This window comes from Dehalogenimonas sp. W, from assembly GCF_037094495.1.
In the GTDB taxonomy this organism is placed as follows: domain Bacteria; phylum Chloroflexota; class Dehalococcoidia; order Dehalococcoidales; family Dehalococcoidaceae; genus Dehalogenimonas; species Dehalogenimonas loeffleri.
On record NZ_CP146612.1, the window covers coordinates 790,310 to 801,622 of the forward strand.

Annotated in this window: 12 protein-coding genes; 5 read left to right on the plus strand and 7 right to left on the minus strand. The window is 48.2% G+C overall.

The window, feature by feature from the left end; all coding sequences use genetic code 11:
- Positions 1-3: 3 nt before the first annotated feature.
- The 4 genes from V8247_RS04060 to V8247_RS04075 all read left to right on the plus strand — a co-directional run bounded on the left by V8247_RS04060 (position 4) and on the right by V8247_RS04075 (position 4,088).
- On the plus strand, positions 4-222 hold the full coding sequence (locus V8247_RS04060; protein ID WP_013218939.1) for a hypothetical protein: 219 nt from the start codon (positions 4-6) through the stop codon (positions 220-222).
- Between the two features lie 769 nt (positions 223-991).
- Complete coding sequence (locus V8247_RS04065; RefSeq protein WP_338739041.1) at positions 992-1,831, plus strand: cation:proton antiporter; 840 nt, start codon at positions 992-994, stop codon at positions 1,829-1,831.
- Positions 1,767-2,231, plus strand: coding sequence for a cation:proton antiporter (locus V8247_RS04070; protein WP_338739043.1), 465 nt, complete (start codon positions 1,767-1,769; stop codon positions 2,229-2,231). Before V8247_RS04065 ends, V8247_RS04070 begins: the two co-directional genes overlap by 65 nt.
- 213 nt (positions 2,232-2,444) lie before the next feature.
- On the plus strand, positions 2,445-4,088 hold the full coding sequence (locus V8247_RS04075) for a cation:proton antiporter (RefSeq protein WP_375340875.1): 1,644 nt from the start codon (positions 2,445-2,447) through the stop codon (positions 4,086-4,088).
- A gap of 62 nt (positions 4,089-4,150) precedes the next feature.
- Here V8247_RS04075 and V8247_RS04080 read toward each other — a convergent pair whose 3' ends face one another.
- From V8247_RS04080 to V8247_RS04110, 7 genes are all read right to left on the minus strand, one after another.
- On the minus strand, positions 4,151-4,633 hold the full coding sequence (locus tag V8247_RS04080) for a CBS domain-containing protein (protein WP_338739047.1): 483 nt from the start codon (positions 4,631-4,633) through the stop codon (positions 4,151-4,153).
- A gap of 85 nt (positions 4,634-4,718) precedes the next feature.
- Positions 4,719-5,063: a P-II family nitrogen regulator gene (locus V8247_RS04085; RefSeq protein WP_338739049.1), complete on the minus strand. Its 345-nt coding sequence runs from the start codon at positions 5,061-5,063 to the stop codon at positions 4,719-4,721.
- 5 nt (positions 5,064-5,068) lie between these two features.
- Positions 5,069-5,800, minus strand: a complete 732-nt coding sequence (locus tag V8247_RS04090; RefSeq protein ID WP_338739051.1) for a DUF1538 domain-containing protein — start codon at positions 5,798-5,800, stop codon at positions 5,069-5,071.
- Positions 5,797-6,492 carry a DUF1538 domain-containing protein gene (locus tag V8247_RS04095; protein ID WP_338739053.1) on the minus strand — a complete coding sequence of 232 codons (696 nt, stop codon included), beginning with the start codon at positions 6,490-6,492 and terminating at the stop codon, positions 5,797-5,799. Before V8247_RS04095 ends, V8247_RS04090 begins: the two co-directional genes overlap by 4 nt.
- Positions 6,493-6,556: 64 nt before the next feature.
- Positions 6,557-7,360 (minus strand): ion channel, encoded by an 804-nt coding sequence (locus V8247_RS04100; RefSeq protein WP_338739055.1) that lies wholly within the window; start codon positions 7,358-7,360, stop codon positions 6,557-6,559.
- Positions 7,361-7,667: 307 nt separating this feature from the next.
- Positions 7,668-8,651 (minus strand): hypothetical protein, encoded by a 984-nt coding sequence (locus V8247_RS04105; protein WP_338739056.1) that lies wholly within the window; start codon positions 8,649-8,651, stop codon positions 7,668-7,670.
- Between the two features lie 14 nt (positions 8,652-8,665).
- Entirely contained in the window at positions 8,666-10,282 is a 1,617-nt protein-coding gene (locus tag V8247_RS04110; RefSeq protein ID WP_338739058.1) for a DNA methyltransferase, read from the minus strand.
- A 208-nt stretch (positions 10,283-10,490) separates the two neighbouring features.
- On the opposite strand from V8247_RS04110, the gene V8247_RS04115 reads away from it, so the two are divergent.
- The gene (locus V8247_RS04115; RefSeq protein ID WP_338739060.1) at positions 10,491-11,258 is read left to right on the plus strand and encodes an HNH endonuclease; all 768 of its coding nucleotides are present in this window, start codon (positions 10,491-10,493) and stop codon (positions 11,256-11,258) included.
- Positions 11,259-11,313: the final 55 nt, after the last annotated feature.

Sequence of the window (11,313 nt, forward strand, 5' to 3'; positions counted from 1 at the left end):
AACATGAAATTAAATATTGACTTTAAATGGTATCAATGGCTTTTTGGAGTGATTTCTCTTATTCTGGCATTTTTCTTGACTCATGAAATATTTGCTACCCTAGCAGAATCTCAGCCTGGCGTTGTCAAGGTACTTTCCTTGCTTATAGGAATCCCATTGATTATCTTCCTGTATCTGACCTTTGGTTTAAGGTCAGCCCTAAAAAAATCCAAATCTAACTAATCTCCCCAAAACTCAAAGCGCCCGTGTACGCTTTTTTAACAAAAAGCTACACGGGCGCTTCTATTTTATTGATCAAATGCGATAATAATTGGATAAGCTAGTAAATTTCCTGTCCACGAACAGGAACCAACGGTAGTAAATCTAACCTAATCGTAGGGAATGGTCTTGGCCAAGGTTAAAAACCAGCGCAGCGGTTCTGTGTATTGACTGCCAGCGCCCACCATTAAAGACTATTCCACACTCAAAGTGCAAAATGTTTCTTGAGTTAAGTTGTTGATCAAATGGGAGATGTTGTAAACATCTCCCATTTTGTTTAACCGGTCAAGAAACGACCTGCTGGAAGAAATATAGTCAAAGTCACAATTGCAGAAGTTGGGACCTTTCTACCAATCACAACCTGACCGAAGAAGACCCTCTCTTTCTATTTTGAATTTGGAGTAACTGATCCGGAAATCCCTGATAAGTTTGATAATTGGTGGCAAGCTTTCTGCACTGGAGCCGGCCGTGGTATGAAGTATACTCAGGTTCAAGTGGCCTAGCCCGATGATAATAGTTTCGCAAGCTAAAAGGAGCGCATGGGTTTATAACCCATGCGCTCCCCTCTGATGCAAATAGGCCATGCCTTCGTAACCCGGTATGGGGTATGTATCCTATATTTTATGTTTGTTCGAGCATGTTCATTCTGTTAAAATAAATTGCCGCCCAAGACGTCCGATGCTTTGGACAACTTCCAAACGTTTTTCTAACCCCACTAGATCAGGAGCATCCAATGCAGTTTTCTACCGAAGTCATTGCCGATTTCGCCATCATCATGACTGTTGGTGGACTGGCAACTTTCATTTTCCACCGACTCAAACAACCGTTGATCTTGGGTTATCTTATTGCGGGCATTCTCATAGGCCCCTATACTCCACCTTTTAGCTTCATCAATCAGCCGGAAGTCCTGGAAGCCGCAGCGGAATTGGGTGTTATTTTACTGTTATTTGGAATCGGTCTTGAGTTTCCTTTAGATAAACTGAGGAAGATCGGCATCAAAACCTATGCCGTTATCTCACTGATCGAGATAGCTTGGATGTTTGCGCTCAGTTTCGTTATCGGGCGCATGCTTGGTTGGCCTTTAATAGATGCCCTGTTCTTAGGAATCGCCTTGGCATCGAGTAGCACAGTTGTCATCGCCAAAGTTCTTACAGATATGGGGAAGCTTAAAGACACTTCCACCATGGTGATGATGGGCGTCCTGGTTGTGGAAGACCTGATTGTAGTGCTGATATTAGGACTTGTGACTTCGATTGTCGATGTTGGTTCGCTCAACGTAATCGATCTCTCGCTGTCGATCGGTAAAATGCTGTTATTCGTCGTCGGTTCATTGCTTCTCGGCCTGAGATTCATCCCTAAAGCCATCGATTGGGTGAATCACCCGGAAACGGGCGAGGGTCAAACCGAACATGACGAAGTAATCGTGTTTGCTGCTCTGGGATTCTGTTTCGGCCTTTCGGTGATCGCCAATATGATGGGACTCTCAATGGCCAATCGGGGCGTTCCTTATGGGTGTGATTATTGCCAGCGCCAAATCGGCCCACCGCATAATAATTCTGACTTCGCGCATTAAAGAAATGTTCGGCGCGCTGTTTTTTGTCTCGATCGGTGCTCTGATCGATATCACCCAGTTTCAAGTCTTTTTCCTTCCAGCCCTGTTGGTCATCGCGACGATGTTGTTTGGGAAAATCATTGGCTGCGGTATGGGTACAAAGCTAATGGGATATGACCTGTCGACATCCCTGAAAGTCGGCCTGGGAATGGGACAGGTTGGTGAGTTTGCCTTGATCGTAGCCAAGGCCGGTCAGGATCTTGGTGTGGTGAGCTCCTTCCTTTTTCCAATTATCGGTATGGCAGTCGGAGTCACCGCTTTCCTAACCCCGTACCTGATCAGATTTAGTTATCGGATTGATCCGGTTATGTTGTCCTCCCACTGGAATCAGATAAAAACCAGGTTCACAGATACAAAGTAATCCAATCGTGGTTCGTATCAGGTTTGGTTCTAGGTGATGCTACCTCGGGTTTCCCCAGGTTGGCGAAGGTCAGCCAATCTAAAGCCATAATCCCGGAAAACCGGGAAACGGTACCAACATGCAATTATAGGTTATCCTAAACACACACACACTGGAGCAGAGATAGAAAACTCAGTATCAGGGCTTGAAATCGTTATCGTGCTGATAGCGGCCGTGATCGGTGGCATCTTCGCCCATCGCTTGAAATTACCCGTGCTTCTCGGCTATCTATTCGCTGGCATGCTGATTAGTCCACATGGATTGGGTCTAGTGCAAGACACAGCCGCCATTGAAGATCTGGCTAACATTGGCGTTATCATGTTACTTTTCACATTGGGGCTTGAATTCTCATTCGACGAATTACGTCGTGTCGGTAAGGTGGCTTTTTTGGGCGGTACTGCCCAGGTGCTGTTAACCGGTGCCGCTGGCATCGGTCTTGGCAAGGCACTCGGTTGGGCTACCCCCGAAGCTATCTTTTTCGGTTTTCTTATTACCATGAGTTCGACGCTCGTCGTTCTTAAGCTGCTTCTTGAACGCAATGAACTCGATACGACCCACGGTCGCGTAATGATTGGTCTCCTTCTTGTAGAAGATCTTTTTGTAATTCCGTTAATGATCATCCTTCCAACACTAGGCACCTCTGGTAGCGATGTAGGTCCTGCGCTTATCGAAGCTGGCAGCAAAGCCCTGGGTTTTATGGTTGTGATGGTTGGTTTGGGCTTGTTTCTCCTACCTCGCATTCTAGATAGGATAGCTCAGGCTCGATCCAAAGAACTATTCCTTATTTCCGTAGTATCATTGACTCTAACTGCAGCCATCGCGTCGCAGTTCTTTGGCGTGTCTGCCGCGGTGGGGGCATTTATTGCAGGATTACTCATTGGCCGGTCGGTCTTCGCGAGGCAGGCGTTGGCTGATATTGTGCCCTTCCGTGACGCTTTCGGTGCCCTATTTTTCGTCTCGTTAGGCACTCTCGTCGACTTAAGGTTCCTGACCCAAAATCTCGGGCTATTGGCAGGGGTGGTAGTTTTCATAATCGCCGTTAAATTGGTTATTTATACCGCGATTCCTTGGGTATTTGGGTATAACGCCCGCACATCTCTGCTTACAGGTGCCGGTCTGGCACAAATTGGCGAGTTCAGTTTTGTCCTCGCCAGCGTAGGCGTAGCCTCGGGCATACTTCGCGACACAACCTACGCTCTAATACTGGGCGCAGCTATCGTCACAATGGTGCAGACCCCGTTCGCCTTGAGTATAGCGAATTTCACTTACCGTCAATTGCATCGTACGAGACTTGGGGGCCGATTGATCAATCATAGGCCGGAGACAGCCGACCAGCGGGTAATATCGCTATCTGGTCACACCGTAATTTGCGGTGGCGGCCGCGTGGCTGACATGCTTACCAACGTATTGTCACGTCGCAATTTGTCTTACGTTGTGATCGACCTGGACCCTCAGGTCATTTATCGCCTTAAAAAAGCAGGAATACCATGCATCTACGGCGACGCTAGTAAACCGGATGTATTGTCAGGGGCTGCACTAGAAAAGGCTAAACTCTTGGTTTGCACCTTTCCAAGTTTCCTGGACGTTGAACTTACTGTAATAAATGCCCGTGTCATTAATCCGAGGATAGACATCGTCGCCCGGGTAGAACGAGATCTTGATGCCGAAATTCTAAAAGGCATCGGAGTGAACGCGTTGGTCAAGCCACAGTTTGAGGTCAGCTTGGAAATTACCCGCCATGCTCTTCATCGATACGGGCTTACCACTATTGAGATCAACTACCTACTTAATAGTCTTAGGGAAGGTACGATGAGTTAAGGGAAAGTGTGTACCAAGGATTCAGTTTATAGTCTCGCCCAGCGAAGCGCCTGTGTATGGAACTAAATGATCGATGGTGGTTCCCGGTTATCGCTAATCTCGATCGCCTTCATGAGGATCTCCGACAATAGAAGATCTCCGATCACCCGTCCCTCATCATCCACTACCGGCAGAATATCCTCACCGGACTGAATCATTCGTTGAAATGCATTCTGAAGCGTATCGTTTAGTTTCAAACCGAATGATGTCCAATCACCACGAGCAACGCTCTTGGCTTGGACATCTTCAACCATCTCGCTGACCAGAGAATCCGGCTCGTTGTTTTGCCATTTGCCGAACAGTTCGTACTCCGCCCATTTCTGAATGGCCAGGCGCGAAACCATGCCTGTGAAGCGGTTTTGTGCATCGGTGAGAAAAATACCCTTGATGCCGGGATTGGTGGCGTAAATGGAGATGACACTCTTGAGTAATGCATTCTCATCGACCGTAACCGCAGCAGTTCCGTGAATAGGGTGAACGTCTTTGACCATCAGAGTCGCGCTCATTGTAACCTCCTCCCAAATCCGGTTGCGAGGCCTGTATCAACTGTTAGGTTGCAGCCAGTACCTCAATCATATCAAAAACCGAAGCTTACCTGTCTGATACGTCGTGGTGAGTGCCCAATTGGTGACATACCCCGACCACTTTTTCGATCGGAATGACAAAAGCTATGCCGGCGCCTGGATCTTCCAAGTCACATGAATCAACAATCTTGCTTAGTATTGCCTCAGTCTTGTCTGGATATGTCAGTGACAAGACGATCTCCTTCTCCGGTTCAATGGGAATACCCAGGATGCTTTGATGGGTTTCATGCACACCGACACCGCGGCCCATCAGAATGGTACCCCCTTCGGCTCCTGCCTTCATCGAACCCTCCAGCACTTTGTCGCCCCACCCCTTCCTGACAATTGTGACGATTAACGATACGTTTGCCATGTGGATTACCTCCGATAATAAATTCTAACACGCATTATTAACCCCAGGGTCATAACCGAAATGATCGGTGCCAGGGCAATTAACGCCACCAAACCCAGGCCGTAGATGATGGCATCCTGACTGCCGATTGCCGCTGATAACCCGAGTCCGAGTCCCAGCAGGAAGGTGTTGGCCATTGGCCCTGTAGCTACACCTCCAGCGTCGATGGCTATGGACGTATAATCTTTCTGACTGAACCAGAGCAACACCATAACCAAAGCGTACCCCGGGATCAGAATATTGAGGAGCGGGATGGAATAGACGATACGAGCCATGCCGAGCGCCACGAACATGGCCACACCGATACAGATGGCGTACAGGACAGCGGGTTTTCGGATGGACCCAGATGACGTTTCCTCAACCTGATCACACAGGATACGCACCGCAGGTTCTCCCAGGGTGGTCAAAAAGCCGAGGATGAAACCGAAGGGTATTATCATCCACTTATGGCTGAAATCACCCAGAGCTTCGCCAATCGCCTGACCGTAGGGCAAGAACCCCTCCTTCACCCCTTGCAGGAAAAGCACCAGTCCTACTGAGGCAATCAAGGTCCCCTTTAACAGGTTAAGGATGTAGCTCGACGGTAACCTGAGGAACAACACCTGGAACGCCAAAAGGATAGCGAGGAGCGGCAGCACCGCCTCCATCACTCCTTCGGCGGTGGTTAATAGACCGTCCAGGATGGTTATTTCTTTCACCCGAGAACGATTCCCATGATCATTACCGCAATGATAGGACCTATTGAGGCGAGACCGAGCAGCCCAAAGCCATCCGCAATTGCCGATTTTCCCGCTAACACTGAGCTGAAGCCAATACCCAGGGAAATGACGATGGGTGCGGTGAGCGCCCCGGTGGTTACACTGCCTGAATCGAACGCTAGCGAGACGTACTCAGCGGGGGTAAAGAGCGACAGAATGATGATGATGAGGTAACTGGCGGTAAGAAGGTGGGTAATCCGGAACCCCAAAATGATGCGCAGCATCGCCATGACCACGAAGAAGGCTACGCCTATACCGATAATATAGGTTAGATACCGCGCAGGGACAGCACCTTCGGTTATGATATCAGCCTGCCTGGCCAGGACAAGTACGTCCGGCTCGGCTATGGTGGTGGCAAAGCCTATCAGGAAGGCGACCGCTACGATCAACCAAAGGGACCGCCGATGGATCAACCCGGCGCCAACGATTTTCCCCGCGGGGAGTATGCCGGCGTCAATGCCCACCAAAAAGAGAACCATGCCGCTGATTGCCATAATCGTGCCGATCAGGAACTGGATGAACACCTCCGCTGCAGCGTCCACCAGGGTAAATTGCAGGACGATGATCACACCAATCAGAGGGCCGATGGCCTTGGTGACTTCGATTATCGTATGCCAGAGAAGCTTCCGCATCCGTGAATACTCCCGGAATACTAATAGCGGTAAGGGGCCTTGCTACAGGGGTTGCCCCCACCAACTAGGCCGCCTTGGTAATGCCGAACGGGTTAGACTCCAGGACCGTAAAGAAGAGGCTGGGATAGGTCTTTTCCAGATAGCGCATATGTTCCAGCCACAGGTTAACGAGTGGTCGATACACCTTTTTCATGTCGTTGGCTATATGGTTCAAGACCGCATCGGACATATCAACTAAATTTGGACGGGTTCTAAATTCATCTTTCAAATGGAAAATGGCGCGAAGTAGACTGCTGAATAGGGGATACTCCAAAACGTACGGGTCTTCCAAGAGCCTCAATAGAATGCGGCTGTCGAGCAGTTTATCAAGAGTATTCCAGTCGGAACGTCGCGGATCAATATTGAAAGAATGGCGTTTTAGAGTATCAGCGAGCTTTTCAAAATCTTCCGTAGTCCATACTTTTTCCGGTTGAGCTGGATCCCGGGTGCTCAAGAGTGCTGGATCGCACTGGCAAAGGAATCCGAGCAACTTACTTCCTATTTCGTTCAAGAAAAGAGCGGTGAGAGTATGACGTTGCTGCGCTTGATTTTTCTGCTCCCGGCGTTCGAGTACTATTCGAATGCTGGTGATGATCACGCTTGCGAAAAAGATGAAGCCGGTAACCACTAACCCCATAGCCAGCACCCGACCACCCGTAGTGACCGGCACGACATCGCCGTAGCCAACTAAGGTGATAGTACTTACAGTCAGGTAAAATGACTCTAATGGGGTAAACCCTTCCAAGGCTATAAAGCCTATCGTACCGATAGCAACGCCTATCAACAATAGGATAAAAGCTAATGAAAACCGTTTCAACGTGTCGATCACTCAGGTACCCCGGTTGAGTATTTGTCTTTCTTTTATCATAAAGTATCGTATTCCCGCTTCAAAATTCGCGATCCTAGCGTACCGTGTGTATTTTTTCCGCCGAGACTTCGCATCTCTCTTCTACAGGAGTGAACCGCTCATGATCGGAGGTTAGGAGTTTAGTGCCGCTTCGATGGTTGTTTGAGGTTAGGGCATCACTGGAAGAAAACTAGAATCGACATTGAGATGTGCATCTGAACAAGTCATAAAATGACGATTTGTGCAGGAGGGAAGACCATTTCTCAGGAAAAATGAATTTATGGAATATTCAGATTGATTCAAAACCCTTTGGACGGGCATGTGCAAAGAACCTCGGGAGACACTTTTGGGCCTCTAATCCATCGCGTTCGCTGAAAAAAGTAATATTCAAGTTTTCGATTCTGGGTGAAAGCCCAAAATTAGTAATTGAAGATACTCGTTGCCAAGCATTGTAGCATTGCAAACCATCGTCACTCGGCATTGGTAGTATCACAATATTCCCGGCGACTTTCACCCAAAGACTTCTAAGATCTAGAGGCATATTGATTCTGGCTATCCACTGGTTGCCCCCAACCCCAATTGTTTGAGGGACGATAACGCAAGGCCCCAATTGGGCTGTTTCATCTTTAGCGATAAGCTCCCTGAGCTTCGTTCCTGCGGGTGTGAAAGCATAGGAACACCCGCTAATGATATGTGCTGCAAGGTAGGCGGAGTGGAGTAGTGCCTGCCATGCTTTTGATAAAACAAAACCATAGTTTAAAGTGACATTGAACTGCCAATCCTTGGTTTGACTATGAACTAAATCATTCAAAGCCTGAGAGTGTTTTTGCGTATCTTGAATGTTATTCGCCTTAGGTACTCCAACGACTTGAACTTTGTCCTGGGTAAAAACAATGTTAGCTCGTAAAGGCACTAAGCTGGGGTCTTGCATTTGCATCGTGCCACGCAAGGGTTTTTCGTATTTGCCAGATTGATGCAATTGAAAAATCAAGAATGCCTTTAGATGACCTTGAAGTTCGCTTCCATAATGATTATTGCATCGTGCACAAGTTATCGTTGTCAGAGATCTTTCCCCAATGAGTCTGGCCGTTGCTCGAGGTGGTACGTGTTCGATGGAAAGATCTTTATTCAAGGACTCGAACCCAAAAGAAGTACCGCAAAGTGGGCAAATAATCGCGTCCTTAGTTTTATCTACTACGGAGGATAATTGCTTGCTCGTTTCATAGAAGAGGCCTTGGATTTTACGATCCCTGTTATTGATGTCACCCTTCATCTGAATAATATCGCTTAACTTAACTTTCCCTGCTCCCCTTGCTTCGTTTTCACCCGCTGCGCCTTGGCAAAAGTGGTGCTCACCTGTGCCTGCGGCGGCATCTCCACCGACTTGCCACTCATAATGTCCTCGACAGTCAATATCTGTATCTTGGGATAATCCTTGTTCCATACCGGCGAGTGGTAATACCCCGCCGCGATGGCTTCTTCTTTCATGTTGGCCGTCGCCGGTTCGATGCAGATGTAAACGCCGATCGCCTCGTCCGCCGCCACCGTCTGCAACTCCCGTATGTCCTTCACCCCCACGTGCCCGCCCTTGACCTGCACAATGACCCGACTCGGCTTGCCGGATGGGTCGTCGATGAACGTGATGACGCCGTCCACACCGTGATCTGCGCCCTTTTTCTTTTCGCCGTAAGGCCGCGCCCCGATGGTTCCTAAAGCCCACCATTGGAACTGGTACTTGTCGCGGCGGGCAAGGTCCCTTGCTCCGTCGAGGTCAGCGGGTTCTCCGATAACTTCAACGTCGAGGCCAGCGGTGTCCTTTAACCGCATTCGCATCAGGTTGATTGCAAGGTGTGTAACGTCAATGCCTATCCACCTGCGCTTGAGTTTCTGCGCTGCCACGATCGCCGTTCCGCAGCCGCAGAACGGATCGAGGACAATATCCCCTTCGTTCGTGGAATATTTAATAATACGTTCGAGAAGAGCTAACGGTTTTTGCGTTGGGTATCCAAGTCTTTCGGTTGCTTGAGCTCCGATGGGGCCTAGGTCGTCCCAAATATCTTGGAGCGGAGTACCCGGCATCTCGTCAAGATATCTTTTGTAGGCCGGCACCGCCCCAGGTCTGGTTTGAATAATTCGTCCCTGTTCGTAGAGTTCTTGCATCCGTTTTTGCGAGTAGCGCCAGTATCTCGTAACGCCGAGGAATTCGTATTGAGGGTTCCCTTTAGCGGCTCCGCCCGGGCCAGCTAAGTTATCAAGCCGATAGGTTCGGCCGGTTTCGGGCTCAATATGTTTATAGAAATTGCTGACATAATCCTCGTTATATTCGAGGAATTCCATGTTTGAGGTGTAATTATCAGATTTTGAATAGAAAAAGATCGTATCATGAAGCCGCCCGAGGTGTTTCGCTCCCTGGCCGGAATCGCTATGAGCGGAACTACGTTTCCAGATAATCTCATTCCGGTATTTCGTCGGCCCAAAAATCTGATCTAGCACCAGCTTGATGTAATGGCTCATCGTCGGGTCGCAATGAAGGTATAAGGAGCCGGTAGGTTTTAACACACGGTGCAGTTCCACCAGTCGCACCGTCATCATCACTAGGTAGGCCATCACGTCATTGTGCCCCAGCACATCGTGAAGCGCGCCAATCAGTTTGCTGACATTTATCGGGCACTTGGTGACAATCTGCTGGTAAGTGTCCTGCGCCGGTTGCGTCCAATGCCATGAATCGGTGAACGCCTCTATCTGCGCCTCGGACTCTATTCCGTGCTTGTCCTTGAACAGGATGTTGTAGTCGCGTTTACTGTTGAACGGAGGGTCCAGGTAGATCAGGTCAACGGATTCGTTGGGGATGTGCTTGCGCAGGATTTCGAGGTTGTCGCCGTAATACAGGACATTTGTGTCCATGATCCCGCCTTCGTGTTAAACTGGAGCAATTATACTAGGTGCACAAAGGGCTGTCATTCAGATTCATGCACTTTCAGCCCCGATGGTGCCTCGCTAGTTGTTCGATGCCGAGAAACCGATTGGAGGGAAAATCATTGGCAAATCTTGACAGGGTGTCTTGCCGACAACGGTCTGGGACGGAAGTTCACTACCAAGTACGAGGAATGTCATGATCGAAGTGAATTATGGTTTCTCAAAAGAAATTGGACAATGCATTTATTGCGGATCGACAGAAGAATTAACCGACGAACATATCATTCCCTTTTCATTAGGTGGTCGGTTTATATTGCGAAATGCAAGTTGTTTAACATGCAATAGAATAACAAATTCATTTGAAACCAAAATACTGCGAGATGGTGGGCAATTTGATTTAATTCGCTCGGTGGGAAAACTTCCTAGCAGGGAGAAGATACTACGACCGAAAGAGCATGATTTTGCGATTGAAGGTAATAAAGTCAAGGTTCCTGTTGAAAAATGCCCAGGCTTATTTATGATGCCAATATTCCGCCCACCAAGGTATATTGTTAACTATGATTCTTCGGTGAGCTGTGTACTCGGAGCAACACTTCATATATCAAAAGGCTCAGAAGAACTTCTCGCGGGTCTGGGTAATAAGGTCGAAGGGGAGTTAAAAAATGTGACGCGGCTTTTCCCAAGGTTGCTGGCTAAAATCGCTTACGGTATGGTTATATCTGAGAGAGGATTAGATGCGTTAGAAACAAATTTCGTATTGCCTTGTATTCTTGGTAAGCAAGACGATGCTCGCGAATGGGTGGGTTGCGAAAGAACTTCCGTATTGCCCAAGGATTCTTTATTCCATAATTTAGCGTGTTATGAAAAAGACGGCGTTATTGGGGTAACAATTAGATTATTTGCGAATTTCCAGACTCCCGAGTATCTCGTAATAGTTGGTAAACTCAAGTGTACTGGCAGCTGAAATATTAGTTACGGTGTTAATTAGAAATTCATAATTTAGTCGTCGGAAGTTACAG

Coding starts and splice junctions, on each gene's coding strand:
- V8247_RS04060 (WP_013218939.1), top strand. CDS start 4: ATGAAATTAAATATTGACTTTAAATGGTATCAATGGCTTTTTGGAGTG.
- V8247_RS04065 (WP_338739041.1), top strand. CDS start 992: ATGCAGTTTTCTACCGAAGTCATTGCCGATTTCGCCATCATCATGACT.
- V8247_RS04070 (WP_338739043.1), top strand. CDS start 1,767: ATGGGTGTGATTATTGCCAGCGCCAAATCGGCCCACCGCATAATAATT.
- V8247_RS04080 (WP_338739047.1), bottom strand. CDS start 4,633: ATGAGCGCGACTCTGATGGTCAAAGACGTTCACCCTATTCACGGAACT.
- V8247_RS04085 (WP_338739049.1), bottom strand. CDS start 5,063: ATGGCAAACGTATCGTTAATCGTCACAATTGTCAGGAAGGGGTGGGGC.
- V8247_RS04095 (WP_338739053.1), bottom strand. CDS start 6,492: ATGCGGAAGCTTCTCTGGCATACGATAATCGAAGTCACCAAGGCCATC.
- V8247_RS04105 (WP_338739056.1), bottom strand. CDS start 8,651: ATGAAGGGTGACATCAATAACAGGGATCGTAAAATCCAAGGCCTCTTC.
- V8247_RS04110 (WP_338739058.1), bottom strand. CDS start 10,282: ATGGACACAAATGTCCTGTATTACGGCGACAACCTCGAAATCCTGCGC.
- V8247_RS04115 (WP_338739060.1), top strand. CDS start 10,491: ATGATCGAAGTGAATTATGGTTTCTCAAAAGAAATTGGACAATGCATT.